We start from the raw sequence: 16,548 nt of genomic DNA, 5'->3' as shown, positions 1-16,548 counted from the left end.
GGCTCCTGCCGTGGCGGACAGGTCGGGGATCAGTGGTGGCCGTGGCCGCTCGTGATCTCCTTGTACTCCTCGGCGGTGGGCTTCGGGATCTGGCTGTCCTCGCCGTAGTAGGCGTTGCTCAGCTTGGCCCGGAGCTTCTGCGGGCCCTTCACCTTGCGCTCGACGCCGTTCTCGTCGACCGGGGCACCGATCTCGGCCGGCTTGTACTGCTCGTGCGCCGTGAGGGTGTGCATGGCCTCCTGGCTGAGCGGCTCGTGCACCTCGACGAACTCACCGTGCGGCAGGCGCTTGATGATGCCCGACTCGCGGCCGTGCAGCACCTTGTCCCGGTCCCGGCGCTGCAGGCCGAGGCAGATCCGCTTGGTGGCGATGAACGCGAGCACCGGTCCGGCGAAGAACCCGATCCGGACGAACCAGGTGACCGAGTTGATCGACAGGTGGAAGTGCGTGGCGACGATGTCGTTGCCACCGCCGATCAGCATGATCACGTACGCGGTGACCCAGGCGACACCGAAGGCCGTACGGGTCGGGGCGTTGCGCGGGCGGTCCAGGATGTGGTGCTCGCGCTTGTCCCCGGTGACCCAGGACTCGATGAACGGGTAGAGCGCGATGATCGCCAGGAAGAGGCCGAAGACCACCAGCGGGATGAGTACACCGAGGACCAGGGTGTGGCCCCAGAGGTTGATCTCCCAGCCGGGCATCGCCCGGATCAGGCCCTCGGCGAAGCCCATGTACCAGTCGGGCTGGGCGCCCGTGGACACCTGGTCCGGCCGGTACGGCCCCAGCACCCAGATCGGGTTGATGGTCGCGACCGCGGCCATCATGGCGATGAACCCGAAGACCAGGAAGAAGAAGCCTCCGGCCTTGGCCATGTAGACCGGCAGCAGCGGCATGCCGACGACGTTCTTGTTCGTCTTCCCGGGACCCGCGAACTGGGTGTGCTTGTGGTAGAAGACCAGGATCAGGTGGCCGACCACGAGCCCCAGCATGATGCCGGGCAGCAGCAGGATGTGGATCGAGTAGAACCGCGCGACGAAGTCGCCGCCCGGGAACTCCCCGCCGAACAGGAACATCGAGATGTACGTGCCGACGATCGGCATCGACAGGATGGCGCCCTGGGTGAAGCGGACACCGGTGCCGGAGAGCAGGTCGTCCGGGAGCGAGTAGCCGGTGAACCCGGTGAACATGCCCAGGACGAACAGCAGGAAGCCGAACAGCCAGTTGATCTCACGCGGCTTGCGGAACGCGCCGGTGAAGAACACGCGCATCATGTGCACGAACATGCCGGCCAGGAAGACGATCGCCGCCCAGTGGTGGATCTGCCGGATGAGCAGACCACCGCGGACGTCGAAGCTGATGTCCAGCGTGGAGGCGAAGGCCTCCGACATCAGCTGCCCCTGGAGCGGGACGTAGCTTCCGTGGTACTCGATCTCGTTCATCGAGGGGTGGAAGAACAGCGTCAGGTACACACCCGTGAGGATGATGATCAGGAAGCTGTAGAGGCAGATCTCGCCCAGCATGAAGGACCAGTGGTCCGGGAAGATCTTGCGCATGTTGGCCTTGGCCAGGGAGTAGATCCCCAGCCGGCCGTCGGCCCAGTCGGCGACCCGCTCGCCGGCCGGCGCCTTCTCGCGCGAGCGCGAGTCGGAGGTGGTCGTAGTGCTCATCCGCGCTCCCAGAATGCAGGACCGACGGGCTCATCGAAGTCGCCGAGCGCCTCGAGGTAACCCTCGTCGTTCACACCGATGCGCAGCTGCGGCAGGGGGTGACCGGCCGGGCCGAAGATCACTCGGGCACCGTCGGAGAGGTCGAAGGTGGACTGGTGGCACGGGCAGAGAACGTGGTGCGTCTGCTGCTCGTACAGGGAGATCGGGCAACCGACGTGGGTGCAGATCTTCGAGTACGCCACGATGCCCTCGTGCGACCACTCGAGCTCGCGCTTGTCCTTGATGTTCTCCGGCTGCAGCCGGACGATCATCAGGGCCGCCTTGGCGATCTCGGTCTGGAACTCGTGGTCCTCCTCCTCCAGGCCCTCGGGCTTGGCGAAGGTGAGCGAACCCACGGCGACGTCGGAGGGACGCAGCGGCTCGTCGGTGTTCATGTTGACGAGCAGCTTGCCCCTGGACCACAGGGTGTGCCGCAGCTTGTCCTCCGGCAGCGGACCGAGGTCGCGCAGCAGGACGATGCCCGAGAGCGGGAACAGGGTCAGCGCGCCGAACATCGTGTTGCGGATGAGCTTGCGGCGGCCGAGCGCCGACTCCTTGGCGCCCTGCTTGAAGTCGGCCAGCACCTTGGCCTTGACCTCGGGCTCCGCCGCGATCGGGTGGCGCTCGTCGGCGACCTCCACGTCGGACATCAGGGTGCGGGCCCAGTGGACCGCGCCCGCGCCGATGCAGAACAGCGCCAGGCCGAGCGTCATGCCCAGGGCGAAGTTCAGACCGCTGATGTGGCCGAGCGGGAAGATGTAGACGATCCGGTCGGCCGGGATCGTCACGAAGGACGCGATGAAGCCGACCGTGGCCAGCATCGAGAGCGTGAACAGCAGGGCGACCGTGCGCTCGGACCGCTTGGCGGCCCGCTCGTCGATGTCCTGGATGCGGTGCTGGTGCGGCGGCAGGCCGGGGTCCGCGAAGGGGTGCTTCGGGTCCGGCACGCTCACGTCGCCGTGCGCGTGGCCGTCGGCGGCCCGCTCGGCGGGCAGGTTCTCGTCTGGGGTCTGTTGGCTACTCATGACTTCTTGGCCTTTGCGGTCCGGGCGGCGACCCACACGGCGACGGCGATCAGTCCGCCGAGACCGAAGATCCAGCCGAAGAGGCCTTCACTGACCGGCCCGAGGCCGCCCAGCTCCATACCGCCGGGGCTCTCCGAATCGTCGCTGTTGACCGCGTCGAGGTACGCGATGATGTCCTTCTTGTTCTTCTCCGTCAGCGTGGTGTCGGGGAAGGACGGCATGTTCTGCGGGCCGTGCAGCATGGCCTCGTAGATGTACTTCGGGTCGACATCCTCCAGCGACGGGGCGTACTTGCCCTCGGTCAGCGCGCCGCCCTTGCCGGTGAAGTTGTGGCACTGGGCGCAGTTGGTGCGGAAGAGCTCGCCGCCCTCGGCGATGTCCGCGCCCTTGGGGTCGTACTGCTCCTCGGTCGGCACACTGGGACCGGCACCCAGCGAGGCGACGAACGCCGCGAGCTGGTCGATCTCGGCCTGCGAGTAGATGTTCTTCTTGTCCGGAACCTGCGCGCCGGGCTGCTGGGCCGGCATCCGGCCGGTGCCGACCTGGAAGTCGACGGCTGCGGCACCCACGCCCACCAGGCTCGGGCCGTCGGTGGTGCCCTGACCGCCGGTGCCGTGGCAGCTGGCGCAGCCGACGGCGTAGAGCTTCTTGCCCTCGTCGATGGCGAGGGACCTGGGCGGAGGATTCGGCCTGTGCCTTGTCCGCAGGCGCGAACGCGGTGTACAGCCCCCCGGTGGCCGCCAGCGCGAGGAGTAGGACGACGACCGCCGCCAGCGGATGGCGTCGTCGTGCGGAGAGCTTTTTCACGGATTACCCCGGTGTCAGGATCTTCTGCGTCGATGCTTCTGGAATGTGCGCGGGAACGGGCCCGGCTACTTGATCATGTAGATCGTGGCGAAGAGGCCGATCCAGACGACATCGACGAAGTGCCAGTAGTAGGACACGACGATTGCGGCGGTCGCCTGCTCGTGCGTGAACCTGCGGGCGGCGTAGGTGCGCCCGAGGACCAGCAGGAAGGCGATGAGGCCACCCGTCACGTGCAGGCCGTGGAAGCCGGTGGTCAGGTAGAACACCGAGCCGTACGGGTCCGACGAGAGCGACAGGCCCTCGTGCTTGACCAGCTCGGTGTACTCGTACACCTGGCCGCCGATGAAGATCGCACCCATCACGAAGGTGACGATGAACCACATCCGGAGCTTCTTCACGTCCCCGCGCTCGGCCGCGAACACGCCGAGCTGACAGGTCAGGGAGGAGAGCACCAGGATCGTGGTGTTGGTCGCCGAGAACGGGAAGTTCAGGGCGGATGCCATTTCCTTCCAGTGGTCGGGACCGGTCACCGATCGGATGGTGAAGTACATCGCGAAGAGGGCCGCGAAGAACATCAGCTCGGAACTCAGCCAGATGATGGTTCCGACGCTGGTGAGGTTCGGTCGATTGACCGACGGGTGCGCGTGCCCGGTATCTACTGTCGTTGCTGTCGCCACGACCGACATTATGTCGGTCGCTTATCCCGCCCTCACCCCGGGGGGTGCCGTTCGGGGTGCGTGTGGGGTGTGTCCAGCCCATATGGCCCATCGAAGCCCTGTCCGAACCGGTGTTGGGCCTGTGATCGAAGGAGTAGCATCCGCGCATCGGACCCTGTCCGTATCTGTCTCTACGACGCTGACGTCCCGGAGGAAGAATGCAGCCGACCGCAACGGTGCTGGTCTACAGCGACGACTCCAACACCCGCGAACAGGTGCGGCTCGCCACGGGGCGCAGGCCCGCGACCGACGTTCCCCAGGTGGAGTTCGTCGAGTGCGCCACCCCTGCCGCGGTGATCAAGGAACTCGATCGCGGCGGCATCGACGTGTGCGTGCTGGACGGTGAGGCGGTTCCCGCGGGCGGGATGGGGATCTGCCGGCAGATCAAGGACGAGATCTTCGACTGCCCACCGGTGCTGCTGCTGATCGGGCGGCCGCAGGACGCGTGGCTGGCCACCTGGAGCCGGGCCGAGGCGGCCGTGACCCTGCCGGTGGAGCCGGTGGAGTTCGCCGCGGCCCTGGCGGGGCTGCTCCGCAGCAAGCGGGCCCTGAGCGCGTAGGCGCCGTACGGCTCCTGTTCATCGGGCGACTGCGGGACCGTCGTGGCTGGTCGCGCAGTTCCCCGCGCCCCTCTCGGGCCCCTGCGGGGGGGGGCGGCCTAGGCGGACTCCGGGCGTAGTCTCGGGCGGTCCTCCGGGGCGGAGCCCTCTGTGGTGTCCGCCACCAGGGCACTGCCCTTGCGCCAGTTCTTCCACGTGAGGTTCCAGTCGCCGAAGCCGTTGCCGAACGGGTCCATCGTGTCGCCGTGCGAGTTGACGACCTTGACGATGTCGCCGGCGCGGAAGGTGTCGAAGAACCACTCGGCGTTGGCGGTGCTCATGCCGGTGCAGCCGTGGCTGACGTTGGCGGCTCCCTGGGAGCCGGCGGACCAGGGCGCGGCGTGCACGTACTCGCCGCTCCACGTCACCCTGGTGGCGTAGTAGACGGGCAGGTCGTAGGAGTCCGCGGTGCCCTCGGCGATGCCGATGCTGGTACCGCGCATCCGTACGAAGTACTCCTTGCCCAGGACGACCTTGACGCCGTTGCGGGTGTCGAAGCCCGGCTTTCCGGTGGTGACGGGGATGGTCCTGATCGCGTCACCGTTGCGGTAGACCGTCATCGAGTGGGCCGCGGCGTCCGTCACCGCCTCCATGCGGTCGCCCGTGGTGAGCGTCAGGGGCCTGGCCGCGCCGCCCCAGAGCCGCTCGGCCACCCTGATGCCCGCGAGGTTGCTGGACGCCCGGACGGTGGCGTGGGCGGGCCAGTACTCCTTGGGGCGGTAGTGCAGCTTCTTGTCGTCCACCCAGTGCCAGGCACCCTGGACCGCGGGCCGGGAGCGCACCTTGAGGGCCCGCTCCACGACGGCTCGCGCCGCCTTGTCCCTGACCGGGGCGCTGAGTTCGGCGGTGACGGGCTGGCCGACCCCGTAGGTGCCCCGGTCGGGCCCGAACGTCACGTCGAGCCGCTTCTTCGTCCTGGGGGTGCTGGTCTCCAGGTCGACGGCCTTGCGGCCCGGCGCGCCGTCCTTGTTCTCGGTGCTCACCCGGACCGTGTAGCGGGCGCCTGCGGCCAGCGGCGAGGTGCTGTGCCACCTGCCTCCGTCGGCCGACAGTTCGCCCGCCACGTACCGCCCTGAGGCGTCCGTGGCCGTCACGTCGGTGATGCGGCCGCCGGAGTCCCTGGCGGTGATTTCCAGGGGCTTGTCCGGGTCGGCCTTCTTCCCGTCGCCGACGGCCGCGCTGAAGGAGATGTCCCGCGTCGCGTCGTAGGGCTCGGCCGAGAGCGGGTCGGCGTCGGAGCCGCAGGCCGTGGCGCCCGCGCCTATGGCGACCATCAGCGCCGTGCAGCCGGCGGCGGTGCGGTGCCGCGGGCGCGCCGTACCGCCGCCGGCGCCCCGGGAGGAAACTGAGTGGCTCATGTCCCGAGCGTAGGAACGGCGGCCGGTCACGGCGCGTCCATTGGGCCGTGCGGGGGACCGCCGTGCGGCGAAAGGGGGAAGCCCGGACCCCGTGCAGGGTGTCCGGGCTTCCGTGCGCTCAGCGCGTGTTACTGGTTCTGGTTCTCTCCGCGGTAGTACTCGAAGACCCAGCCCCACAGGCCGATCAGGATGATCGGGGCCGAGAAGTAGAGCAGCCACCAGCCGAAGACGACGCCCATGAAGGCGAACGCGCCACCGATGCCGAGGGCGAGCGGCTGCCAGCTGTGCGGGCTGAAGAAGCCGACCTCACCGGCGTCGTCCGCGACGTCGGCCTCCTTGTTGTCCTGTGCGCCCGTGTCGACCCGCCGGGCCGTGAACCACAGGTAGTAGCCGATCATGACGCTCAGGCCGAAGCCCAGGAAGAGCGCCGTGGTGCCGGCCGGCTCCTTCGACCACACGCCGTAGACGATCGCCATGACGAGGATGAAGACGGCGAGCCAGATGAACATCTTGCCCTGGACCTTCACTTGCCTGCCTCCTTGCCGCCGGCGAGGGCCTTCTCACCGTGACCGGCGTTCTCGAGCTGGTCGAGGGCGGCGATCTCCGGGTGGTGCAGGTCGAAGGCCGGGGATTCGGAACGGATCCGCGGCAGCGTGAGGAAGTTGTGCCGCGGCGGCGGGCAGGACGTGGCCCACTCGAGCGAGCGGCCGTAACCCCACGGGTCGTCGACCTCGACCTTCTTGCCGTACTTGGCCGTCTTCCACACGTTGTAGAAGAAGGGCAGGATCGACAGGCCGAGCACGAACGAGCTGATCGTCGAGATCGTGTTCAGCGCGGTGAAGCCGTCGGCCGCGAGGTAGTCCGCGTACCGGCGCGGCATGCCCTCGGCGCCCAGCCAGTGCTGGACGAGGAACGTCCCGTGGAAGCCGATGAACAGCGTCCAGAAGGTGATCTTGCCGAGGCGTTCGTCGAGCATCTTGCCGGTGAACTTCGGCCACCAGAAGTGGAAGCCGGAGAACATCGCGAACACGACCGTGCCGAACACCACGTAGTGGAAGTGCGCCACCACGAAGTACGAGTCCGAGACGTGGAAGTCCATCGGCGGCGAGGCCAGGATGACACCGGTCAGACCACCGAAGGTGAAGGTGATCAGGAAGCCGGTGGCCCACAGCATCGGGGTCTCGAAACTCAGTGACCCCTTCCACATGGTGCCGATCCAGTTGAAGAACTTCACGCCCGTCGGCACGGCGATGAGGAACGTCATGAAGGAGAAGAACGGCAGCAGCACACCGCCGGTGACGTACATGTGGTGCGCCCACACCGTCACGGACAGACCCGCGATGGCGATGGTCGCGCCGATCAGGCCCATGTAGCCGAACATCGGCTTGCGGGAGAAGACCGGGATGACCTCACTGATGATGCCGAAGAACGGCAACGCGATGATGTACACCTCCGGATGGCCGAAGAACCAGAAGAGGTGCTGCCACAGCAGCGCTCCGCCGTTCGCGGCATCGAAGACGTGTGCGCCGAACTTCCGATCCGCCTCCAGCGCGAACAGCGCGGCGGCCAGCACGGGGAAGGCGAGCAGCACCAGGACCGCGGTGAGCAGCACGTTCCACACGAAGATCGGCATACGGAACATCGTCATGCCCGGGGCGCGCATGCAGATGATGGTGGTGATGAAGTTGACCGCGCCCAGGATGGTGCCGAAGCCGGAGAACGCCAGACCCATGATCCACATGTCGGCGCCGATGCCCGGCGAGCGGACCGCGTCCGACAGCGGGCTGTAGGCGAACCAGCCGAAGTCGGCCGCGCCCTGCGGGGTGAGGAAGCCACCGACCGCGATCAGCGAGCCGAACAGGTACAGCCAGTAGGCGAACATGTTCAGCCGCGGGAACGCCACGTCGGGCGCACCGATCTGCAGCGGCATGATCCAGTTCGTGAAGCCCGCGAACAGCGGCGTCGCGAACATCAGCAGCATGATCGTGCCGTGCATCGTGAACGCCTGGTTGAACTGCTCGTTCGACATGATCTGCGAGCCGGGACGAGCCAGTTCGGCGCGCATCAGCAGCGCCATGACGCCACCGATGCAGAAGAACGCGAACGACGTGACCAGGTACATCGTGCCGATCGTCTTGTGGTCCGTGGTGGTCAGCCACTTGACTACGACGTTGCCCGGCTGCTTGCGCCGGACCGGCACCTCGTTCTGGTAGTGCTCGGTCTCAGCGGCACCCTGAGGTTCGTTGAGGATGCTCACAGTACGTTCGTCTCCCGTTCCTTCTCGTGGTCCGTCTGCTCGATACCGGCCGGGACGTAACCGGTCTGGCCCTTCTCGGCGAGCTCCTTGAGGTGGGCCTCGTAGCGCTCGGGAGAGACGACCTTCACGTTGAAGAGCATCCGGGAGTGGTCGACGCCGCAGAGCTCGGCGCACTTGCCCAGGAAGGTGCCCTCCTTGTTGGGGGTCACCTGGAAGGAGTTGGTGTGGCCCGGGATGACGTCCTGCTTCATGAGGAACGGCACCACCCAGAAGGAGTGGATGACGTCACGCGACGTGAGGACGAAGCGGACCGTCTTGCCCTTGGGGAGCCAGAGGGTCGGACCGGGGTTGCCGGTCTGCGGGTTCTCCGTGGCGGGCGTACCGACGTCGTAGACACCGCCGGCGTTCGCCGGGAAGTCGTCCTTGAACCGCTGCGGGATCGCGCCGAGGTTCTTGTCGGTCTTCGCGTCGCCGGTCGCGCCGTCGACGTCCTCGATGTAGTTGAAGCCCCAGCTCCACTGGAAGCCGACGACGTTGACCGTGACGTCGGGCTTCTTGTCGAGACTGAGGAGCTTCGACTCGTCGCGGGCCGTGAAGTAGAACAGCACGGAGACGATGATGAGGGGGACCACCGTGTACAGCGCCTCGATGGGCATGTTGTACCGGGTCTGCGGGGGAACTTCGACCTTGGTGCGGCTGCGCCGGTGGAAGAACGCGCTCCACAGGATCAGGCCCCAGACCAGCACGCCCGTGGCAAGTGCTGCGGCCCACGAGCCCTGCCACAGGGAGAGGATCCGCGGAGCCTCTTCGGTGGTCGGGGTGGGCATACCAAGGCGGGGGAAGTCCTTGTAGGTGCAACCGGTGGCGGTCGCCAGGACCAGGCCCGCAGTCAGTGCCTGCAGCAGCTTCCGCCGCATCGGGCGCCGCGGCATGGGGGTACCGCCCGCGCCCTCCAGGGCGTGGGGGAGGTCGGAGCCGTAGGGACTCACGTAGCGCCTTCCCGAGAGTCTCGCCCGCGCGGTCGGCTGCGGCCTTCTCGCTGGTAGGTCGCCGCCCTGCGTCGGGCAGGGGTTTGGATGTTTATGCGGACCAAACCCTACTGGACGCTTTTTGGGGTCGCGCGGGGAGGGTCCCCAACGCGCCGCCACTCACCCCGAAGGGGTGGAATCGGCGGTGTCCGTGCGTATGTGACGCCCCATTCGCGGGGGCGCCGCGCACCCGGACGGTCCGGCTCACCGCCGACCGCGGCCGCACCGTGGCCGCTCGCGCGGTTCCCACCGGCCCGCAGCCGCCGAACGGACCCAGCACACCCTCCCGCGGGCGGACCGCATAACGTGACGGCCGTGTCCTACTTCGACGCCGCATCCTCCACGCCCCTGCATCCCGTCGCCCGCCAGGCCCTGCAGGCCTCGCTGGACGAGGGCTGGGCCGACCCGGCCCGCCTCTACCGGGAGGGACGGCGCGCCAGGCTGCTCCTGGACGCGGCCCGCGAGGCCGCCGCCGAGGCGGTCGGCTGCCGCCCGGACGAGCTGGTGTTCACCACGTCCGGCACGCGCGCGGTGCACACGGGGATCGCCGGCGCGCTCGCCGGACGGCACCGCGCGGGCCGTCACCTGGTCGTGTCGGCGGTCGAACACTCTTCGGTGCTCCATTCGGCGCAGGCGCACCGCCACGCGGGCGGGACGGTGTCCGAAGTGCCCGTTCTGCGGACGGGTGCGGTGTCCCCCGGCACGTACGCGCAGGCCCTGCGGCCGGACACCGCGCTCGCCTGTCTGCAGTCCGCCAACCACGAGGTGGGTACGGAGCAGCCGGTGGCCGCCGTCGCCGAGGCGTGCCGCGCGGCGGGCGTACCGCTGCTCGTGGACGCGGCCCAGTCGCTGGCCTGGGGGCCGGTCGACGGCGGCTGGTCCCTGCTGACCGGCAGCGCCCACAAGTGGGGCGGGCCCGCGGGGGTCGGGCTGCTCGCGGTGCGCAAGGGGGTGCGGTACGCGCCGCAGGGCCCCGCGGACGAGCGGGAGTCGGGGCGTTCGCCCGGCTTCGAGAACATCCCGGGCATCGTCGCCGCCGCGGCCTCCCTGCGTGCCGTGCGGGCAGAGGCCGCCGCCGAGTCGGTCCGGCTGCGGGAGCTGACGGACCGGATCCGCGCGCGGGTGCCCGAGCTGGTCCCGGACGTGGAGGTGGTGGGTGACCCGGTCACGCGGCTCCCCCATCTCCTGACCTTCTCCTGTCTCTATGTCGACGGAGAGACACTGCTGCACGAGCTGGACCGTGAAGGGTTCTCGGTCTCGTCCGGATCGTCCTGCACGAGCAGCACGCTGACGCCCAGCCACGTACTGAGGGCGATGGGGGTGCTGAGCGAGGGCAACGTCCGGGTGTCCCTGCCCGCGGGTACGCCCGCGGAGGAGGTGGACCGTTTCCTGGAGGTCCTGCCCCGCGCGGTGACGACGGTCCGCGAGAAGCTGGGCGCCCCGGCGGCCGTCCCGACGGCCGCTCCGACGACCGTCCAGGCGGCCGGGGCCGCCGCCTCCGCCCCGGACGTCCTGGTCGTGGACGCCCTCGGCAGACGCTGCCCGATCCCCGTCATCGAACTGGCGAAGGTCATCGCCGACGTCCCCCTCGGCGGCACGGTCCGCGTCCTGTCCGACGACGAGGCGGCCCGTCTGGACATCCCGGCCTGGTGCGAGATGCGGGGGCAGGAGTACGTGGGCGAGGAACCGGTGGCCGGGGGCACGGCGTACCTGGTCCGCCGCGCCCCGGCCCCCTGAGCGCTCCGGTTCATGGTCGTCCGCGAGCCCGCTGTGGCCGCTCGCACCCGCAGGCAACGAAACACCGGAACCGTACGGGCTCCGGGCAGCGGCCCTAGGCCAGATGCCCCTGGACCTCGGCCGCCGCGTCGTGCCCGTACGCCTTCGTGAACCGGTCGAGGAAGTGCGAGCGCCGCAGCTGGTACTCCTGCGTCCCCTTGGTCTCGATGACCAGCGTCGCGAGCATGCACCCGACCTGCGCGGCCCGCTCGTGCGGGACCCCCCAGGCCAGCCCCGACAGGAACCCGGCCCGGAAGGCGTCCCCGACGCCCGTCGGGTCGACCTTGGCCGTCTCCTCCGGGACACCGACCTCGATCGGGTCCGCCCCCACGCTCTCGATGCGCACCCCGCGCGCGCCGAGTGTCGTCACCCGGTGGCCCACCCGGGACAGGATCTCGGCGTCGGTCCAGCCGGTCTTGGACTCGATGAGCCCCTTCTCGTACTCGTTCGAGAAGAGGAACGTCGCCCCGTCCAGGAGCAGGCGGATCTCGTCGCCGTCCATGCGGGCGATCTGCTGGGAGAAGTCGGCCGCGAAGGGGATCGAGCGGCTGCGGCACTCCTCGGTGTGGCGGAGCATCCCCTCGGGGTCGTCGGCGCCGATCAGGACGAGGTCGAGGCCGCCCACCCGGTCGGCGACCTTCTTGAGCTCGATGAGGCGGGCCTCGCTCATGGCCCCGGTGTAGAACGAGCCGATCTGGTTGTGGTCGGCGTCCGTGGTGCAGACGAAGCGCGCGGTGTGCAGCACCTCGGAGATGCGGACGGACTCGGTGTCGACACCGTGCCGGTCCAGCCAGGCCCGGTACTCGTCGAAGTCGGAGCCCGCGGCCCCGACCAGGATCGGCGCGGTGCCGAGCTGGCCCATGCCGAACGCGATGTTCGCGCCGACACCGCCCCGGCGTACGTCCAGGTTGTCGACCAGGAAGGAGAGGGAGACCGTGTGCAGCTGATCCGCGACCAGCTGGTCGGCGAAGCGGCCGGGGAAGGTCATGAGGTGGTCGGTGGCGATGGAGCCCGAGACAGCGATACGCACGGCTAGGACACACTCCTGCGGGGAGAGGGGGATTGACAGTTCACGCTATCGGGTCGGCGTTCGGCCGGCGGTGGAGTCCTGAGTGAGCCACAACTGCGAAGCAGGCAGAACTACCCGATAGTAGGGCTTTTTAAGCGGCCTTCCGGTGCATACGGTTCCGTCATGACGAACCTCAAGATCCATGGCGACGCTCCGCTCGGCCCCGGCACCCCCGGAGTCACCGAGGGCGGTCTCGCGGAGTTGCGGGGCGACTGCGCGCGCATGGTCCCGCACTGGGAGGCTCCCGCCCGGATCACTGCCCGCCCGGTGTCCCCGGCACTCATCCACGGCGTGACCGTGCCGCAGGCCTCCGCCCGTCTGCTGGACGCCATGTCCGACTACGGGAACTGATTCACGGTCCGATCACAGGGCCCGAACTCCCACCGGGCGCGCGCGGCACGAACCCGCTCCCCCCGAAGGGAACCGCACGCTCCCCTGCCGCGTCCCATCGCCGTCCCCCGTCGAGGGGAGGCAGGATACGACCCTGCTGTGCCCTGACCCGGTCAGGGCCGGTTCCGGTGGGACGACTGCGTGGCAGAAGGAGCAATGCGGTGGACACCGAGCGATCCGACAACGACGCGGCAGGAGCCGCCGCCGAGGACCGGCCGCGCCGACGGCGTTCGCCCGCGGCCGTCGCCTCGGTGGCGGCCGCGGTGCTCCTCGTCGGGGGCGGCGGGGCGTACGTCGCCGCCACCGCGTCCGGCGGTTCCGGTGGCGGGGGCGGTTCCGGCGCACCCGGCCGTGACGGGAATCCGCCGCTCCTCGCCCTGGAGGGCCACACGGAGAACGGGACGGGCGGCACCGGCGGCACCGGTGGCACGGAGGGCATCGCGCCCGGCGAGCCCGACCCGAACGGCGCGGTCTACCGCGCCGACGGCGAGCTGCCCGACGGCCCCTCCGCCGCGGCCGTGTACCGGACGAAGGGCGAGGTCACCACGTCCGAGGTGGCGAGGCTGGCGAAGGCCCTCGGCGTGGCGGGCACTCCGAAGGCGACGGGTGACGCCTGGCAGGTCGGCGCCACGAAGGACGGCTTCGGATCGGGTCTGCGGGTGAGCAGGAAGGCGCCCGGCAACTGGACGTTCAGCCGCTTCGCGCCGGGCGGGGACGACTGCAAGGGCACCACCACGTGTGCGAACCGCAGCGCCGGCGGGACCGGGAAGGGCGGTGGCAGCGAGAGCTCCAGGGGCGCCGCCGTGGACCCGGTGAGCGCGGAGGCCGCGAAGAAGGCGGCGGCACCGGTCCTCAAGGCGGTCGGCCAGGACGAGGCGAAGCTCGACGCCGGCCAGCTGATGGACGGCGTGCGCGTGGTGAACGCGGAGCCGCAGTTCGGCGGGCTGCCGACCTACGGCTGGACGACCGGCGTCCAGGTCGGCCCGGACGGCCGGGTGGTGGGCGGCAGCGGCCTGTTGAAGACACCGGCGAAGGGGGACACGTACCCCGTGCTCGGCGCGAGCAGGACGCTCCGCCTGCTGAACGGAACCGGGACCGGCGGGACCGGGGCCGGGACCGGCGACGGGCGTGCGGGCATCGGCGGCTGCGCCGGTCCCGTACCGCTCAAGAACACCGAGGACGGGACCGAGACGCCCTGCGAGACGTCGGCCACGGCGCCGAAGCCCGACCCGATCGCCGTCGAGGACGCCGTGTTCGGGCTCGCCGCGCACGTCGTGGACGGCCGGCAGGCGCTGGTCCCGTCCTGGCTCTTCGAGGTACGGCCCGCGGGGACCGACGACAGCTACACGGTCACCCATCCCGCGGTCGACCCGCAGTACCTGACCGCTCCGCGGCCGACGGACAGCGGCAGCGGTCCGGGCGAGGACCCGACGGCCCGGCCGGGCGAGTCCGGCGGAGGGAGCGCGGAGCCCTCGGCCCGGGGCGAGCAGGTCGAGGGGTACAGCGTGAAGGGCAAGGAGCTGACCGTGCGCTTCACGGGCGGGGTGTGCGGCGACTACACGGCCACGGCGGACGAGCGCGGCGGCACGGTGAAGGTCGAGGTGATCTACGAGCCGTGGAAGGACAAGGTCTGCATCATGATCGCGAAGACCTTCCACAAGAAGGTCGGTCTCGACGAGCCGCTCGGGGACCGCGAGGTGGTCGGCCCGGACGGCAAGGCGGTACCGCCGGAGAAGGACCTGCCGGACCGGACCGGCTGACCGGCTGACCGGCCGAACAGCGCCACGGCCGACGGCTGTCACCGGCCGACCGGTGCTAGAACGCAGGAAGGCGGCGCCCCGCTGGAGGGGGCGCCGCCTTCCTGCGTCACTCGGGTACGACCCGGGACCGGGACAGGTCCTAGCTGAACGAGTCGCCGCAGGCGCAGGAACCCGTCGCGTTCGGGTTGTCGATCGTGAAGCCCTGCTTCTCGATGGTGTCCACGAAGTCGATGGAGGCGCCGCCCAGGTACGGAGCGCTCATGCGGTCGGTGACCACCTTCACGTCACCGAACTCCTTGAGGACATCGCCGTCGAGGGAACGCTCGTCGAAGAAGAGCTGGTACCGCAGGCCGGAGCAGCCGCCGGGCTGGACGGCGACGCGCAGGGCCAGGTCGTCGCGGCCCTCCTGCTCGAGCAGGCCCTTGACCTTGGCCGCGGCGGCGTCCGACAGGAGGATGCCGTCGCTCACGGTGGTGGTCTCGTCCGATACGGACATCTGCTTCTCTCCCGGGTTGTACGGAGACTGCTTGCCGACGGTTCCAACCGGTGGGGCCGCGGATTCATTCCGGGCCGGGCGTCGAGTCTTTGTCTTCTCCTTCATGCTCGCACACCCGCCCGGAAGCGGAAAACGGCCTGTGGACAACCCCCACGGGATTCACGTCACATGGACGCTATGGCCATCGTCAACGTGACGTGAAGCGGTTATGATAGATAATGTCATTTCGACGAAAAGGCATGTCCTGCTCGACCGTTCCAGCCGGACGGTCCAGGCGAGCCGCAGAACAGAAAGGGTGTGTGTCGTGACCACCGCCCAGACCCAGGTGCTCGACGTACAGCCGACGCCCCTCGCCCTGCTGCTCCTCGGCCGGGAGGCCGACCCGCGGAGCGAGCGCGGCGTCGAGTGTCCCGGTGACCTGCCCTCGCCCTCCGACCCGAACCTGGTGGAGCGCGCCCGCGCCGCCAAGGAGAAGCTCGGCAGCAAGGTGTTCGTTCTCGGCCACCACTACCAGCGCGACGAGGTCATCCAGTTCGCGGATGTCACGGGCGACTCCTTCAAGCTGGCCAGGGACGCCGCGGCGCGCCCCGAGGCCGAGTACATCGTCTTCTGCGGTGTGCACTTCATGGCCGAGTCGGCGGACATCCTGACCTCCGACGACCAGAAGGTGGTCCTGCCGGACCTGGCCGCCGGGTGCTCGATGGCCGACATGGCCACCGCCGAGCAGGTCGCCGAGTGCTGGGACGTGCTGACCGAGGCCGGGGTGGCCGAGCAGGTCGTGCCCGTCTCCTACATGAACTCGTCCGCGGACATCAAGGCGTTCACGGGCAAGCACGGCGGGACGATCTGCACGTCGTCCAACGCGGAGAAGGCCCTGAACTGGGCGTTCGAGCAGGGCGAGAAGGTGCTGTTCCTGCCCGACCAGCACCTGGGGCGCAACACGGCCGTGCGGGACCTGGGGATGTCGCTCGACGACTGCGTCCTCTACAACCCGCACAAGCCCAACGGCGGGCTGACCGCCGAGCAGCTGCGGAACGCGAAGATGATCCTGTGGCGGGGGCACTGCTCGGTGCACGGCCGCTTCTCGGTGGAGTCCGTGGAGGACGTACGCGCCCGCATCCCCGGCGTGAACGTGCTCGTCCACCCCGAGTGCAAGCACGAGGTCGTGGCGGCGGCGGACCACGTGGGCTCCACGGAGTACATCATCAAGGCGCTGGAGGCGGCTCCGGCCGGCTCGAAGTGGGCCATCGGCACGGAGCTGAACCTCGTGCGGCGGCTGGCGAACCGGTTCGCGCCCGAGGGCAAGGAGATCGTCTTCCTCGACAAGACGGTCTGCTTCTGCTCGACGATGAACCGCATCGACCTGCCGCACCTGGTCTGGACCCTGGAGTCCCTGGCCGAGGGCAATCTCGTCAACCGCATCGAGGTGGACCGGGAGACGGAGCAGTTCGCCAAGCTGGCGCTGGAGCGGATGCTTGCCCTGCCGTAGGCGGGCCCGCCCCTGAAGGACAGAAGACCGCGCAGGTCCCCGCGCCCCTGAAAGGGGTGCGGGGACCTGCGC

Annotated in this window: 14 protein-coding genes and 1 pseudogene; 5 read left to right on the top strand and 10 right to left on the bottom strand. The window is 69.4% G+C overall.

Annotated features, from left to right (window positions below; genetic code table 11):
• Window positions 1-29: 29 nt before the first annotated feature.
• The 4 genes and pseudogenes from QFZ75_RS28065 to QFZ75_RS28050 form a co-directional block, all read right to left on the bottom strand.
• Window positions 30-1,667, bottom strand: a complete 1,638-nt coding sequence (locus QFZ75_RS28065; RefSeq protein ID WP_307541239.1) for a cytochrome bc complex cytochrome b subunit — start codon at window positions 1,665-1,667, stop codon at window positions 30-32.
• Complete coding sequence (locus QFZ75_RS28060; RefSeq protein WP_307541237.1) at window positions 1,664-2,731, bottom strand: ubiquinol-cytochrome c reductase iron-sulfur subunit; 1,068 nt, start codon at window positions 2,729-2,731, stop codon at window positions 1,664-1,666. Before QFZ75_RS28060 ends, QFZ75_RS28065 begins: the two co-directional genes overlap by 4 nt.
• Window positions 2,728-3,538, bottom strand: a pseudogene (locus tag QFZ75_RS28055) (cytochrome c). The gene QFZ75_RS28060 and the pseudogene QFZ75_RS28055 overlap by 4 nt, the downstream one beginning before the upstream one ends.
• 65 nt (window positions 3,539-3,603) lie before the next feature.
• Window positions 3,604-4,224: a heme-copper oxidase subunit III gene (locus QFZ75_RS28050; protein ID WP_307541235.1), complete on the bottom strand. Its 621-nt coding sequence runs from the start codon at window positions 4,222-4,224 to the stop codon at window positions 3,604-3,606.
• A gap of 188 nt (window positions 4,225-4,412) precedes the next feature.
• Here QFZ75_RS28050 and QFZ75_RS28045 point away from each other — a divergent pair, with 188 nt between their 5' ends.
• Window positions 4,413-4,814 carry a hypothetical protein gene (locus QFZ75_RS28045; protein WP_307541234.1) on the top strand — a complete coding sequence of 134 codons (402 nt, stop codon included), beginning with the start codon at window positions 4,413-4,415 and terminating at the stop codon, window positions 4,812-4,814.
• Window positions 4,815-4,912: 98 nt separating this feature from the next.
• Here the strand turns inward: QFZ75_RS28045 and QFZ75_RS28040 are convergent, their stop codons facing one another.
• The 4 genes from QFZ75_RS28040 to coxB all read right to left on the bottom strand — a co-directional run bounded on the left by QFZ75_RS28040 (window position 4,913) and on the right by coxB (window position 9,400).
• Window positions 4,913-6,211 carry an Ig-like domain-containing protein gene (locus tag QFZ75_RS28040; protein WP_307541232.1) on the bottom strand — a complete coding sequence of 433 codons (1,299 nt, stop codon included), beginning with the start codon at window positions 6,209-6,211 and terminating at the stop codon, window positions 4,913-4,915.
• A 128-nt stretch (window positions 6,212-6,339) separates the two neighbouring features.
• Window positions 6,340-6,738 (bottom strand): cytochrome c oxidase subunit 4, encoded by a 399-nt coding sequence (locus QFZ75_RS28035; RefSeq protein ID WP_307541230.1) that lies wholly within the window; start codon window positions 6,736-6,738, stop codon window positions 6,340-6,342.
• Window positions 6,735-8,468, bottom strand: a complete 1,734-nt coding sequence (ctaD, locus tag QFZ75_RS28030; RefSeq protein ID WP_307541228.1) for a cytochrome c oxidase subunit I — start codon at window positions 8,466-8,468, stop codon at window positions 6,735-6,737. The genes QFZ75_RS28035 and ctaD overlap by 4 nt, the downstream gene beginning before the upstream one ends.
• The gene (gene coxB / locus QFZ75_RS28025) at window positions 8,465-9,400 is read right to left on the bottom strand and encodes a cytochrome c oxidase subunit II (RefSeq protein WP_307544835.1); all 936 of its coding nucleotides are present in this window, start codon (window positions 9,398-9,400) and stop codon (window positions 8,465-8,467) included. The genes ctaD and coxB overlap by 4 nt, the downstream gene beginning before the upstream one ends.
• A gap of 411 nt (window positions 9,401-9,811) precedes the next feature.
• Between coxB and QFZ75_RS28020 the strand changes: the two genes are divergently transcribed.
• The gene (locus QFZ75_RS28020) at window positions 9,812-11,233 is read left to right on the top strand and encodes a cysteine desulfurase/sulfurtransferase TusA family protein (RefSeq protein ID WP_307541227.1); all 1,422 of its coding nucleotides are present in this window, start codon (window positions 9,812-9,814) and stop codon (window positions 11,231-11,233) included.
• A 94-nt stretch (window positions 11,234-11,327) separates the two neighbouring features.
• On the opposite strand, the gene QFZ75_RS28015 is transcribed toward QFZ75_RS28020, so the two are convergent.
• Window positions 11,328-12,302, bottom strand: coding sequence for a carbohydrate kinase family protein (locus tag QFZ75_RS28015; RefSeq protein WP_307541225.1), 975 nt, complete (start codon window positions 12,300-12,302; stop codon window positions 11,328-11,330).
• Window positions 12,303-12,464: 162 nt separating this feature from the next.
• Between QFZ75_RS28015 and QFZ75_RS28010 the strand changes: the two genes are divergently transcribed.
• Together QFZ75_RS28010 and QFZ75_RS28005 are read left to right on the top strand one after the other, a co-directional pair.
• A complete protein-coding gene (locus tag QFZ75_RS28010; RefSeq protein ID WP_307541224.1) occupies window positions 12,465-12,692 on the top strand; it encodes a hypothetical protein in 228 nt (75 codons plus the stop codon).
• Window positions 12,693-12,892: 200 nt separating this feature from the next.
• Window positions 12,893-14,491, top strand: a complete 1,599-nt coding sequence (locus QFZ75_RS28005) for a hypothetical protein (protein WP_307541223.1) — start codon at window positions 12,893-12,895, stop codon at window positions 14,489-14,491.
• A 139-nt stretch (window positions 14,492-14,630) separates the two neighbouring features.
• Here the strand turns inward: QFZ75_RS28005 and QFZ75_RS28000 are convergent, their stop codons facing one another.
• Window positions 14,631-14,987, bottom strand: a complete 357-nt coding sequence (locus QFZ75_RS28000; RefSeq protein ID WP_307541222.1) for an iron-sulfur cluster assembly accessory protein — start codon at window positions 14,985-14,987, stop codon at window positions 14,631-14,633.
• Between the two features lie 304 nt (window positions 14,988-15,291).
• Here QFZ75_RS28000 and nadA point away from each other — a divergent pair, with 304 nt between their 5' ends.
• Window positions 15,292-16,476 (top strand): quinolinate synthase NadA, encoded by a 1,185-nt coding sequence (gene nadA / locus QFZ75_RS27995; RefSeq protein ID WP_307541221.1) that lies wholly within the window; start codon window positions 15,292-15,294, stop codon window positions 16,474-16,476.
• The last annotated feature ends 72 nt before the right edge of the window (window positions 16,477-16,548 follow it).

The sequence above is a fragment of the Streptomyces sp. V3I8 genome (assembly GCF_030817535.1).
Lineage (GTDB): Bacteria > Actinomycetota > Actinomycetes > Streptomycetales > Streptomycetaceae > Streptomyces.
Note: the sequence above shows the minus strand (reverse complement) of the source record. Positions and strands in the feature narration are given on the sequence as shown.

What these genes read in the sequence shown, in the direction of transcription:
- QFZ75_RS28065 (WP_307541239.1), bottom strand. Translation starts at nt 1,667, where the DNA reads ATGAGCACTACGACCACCTCCGACTCGCGCTCGCGCGAGAAGGCGCCG.
- QFZ75_RS28060 (WP_307541237.1), bottom strand. Translation starts at nt 2,731, where the DNA reads ATGAGTAGCCAACAGACCCCAGACGAGAACCTGCCCGCCGAGCGGGCC.
- QFZ75_RS28050 (WP_307541235.1), bottom strand. Translation starts at nt 4,224, where the DNA reads ATGTCGGTCGTGGCGACAGCAACGACAGTAGATACCGGGCACGCGCAC.
- QFZ75_RS28045 (WP_307541234.1), top strand. Translation starts at nt 4,413, where the DNA reads ATGCAGCCGACCGCAACGGTGCTGGTCTACAGCGACGACTCCAACACC.
- QFZ75_RS28040 (WP_307541232.1), bottom strand. Translation starts at nt 6,211, where the DNA reads ATGAGCCACTCAGTTTCCTCCCGGGGCGCCGGCGGCGGTACGGCGCGC.
- coxB (WP_307544835.1), bottom strand. Translation starts at nt 9,400, where the DNA reads ATGCCGCGGCGCCCGATGCGGCGGAAGCTGCTGCAGGCACTGACTGCG.
- QFZ75_RS28010 (WP_307541224.1), top strand. Translation starts at nt 12,465, where the DNA reads ATGACGAACCTCAAGATCCATGGCGACGCTCCGCTCGGCCCCGGCACC.
- QFZ75_RS28000 (WP_307541222.1), bottom strand. Translation starts at nt 14,987, where the DNA reads ATGTCCGTATCGGACGAGACCACCACCGTGAGCGACGGCATCCTCCTG.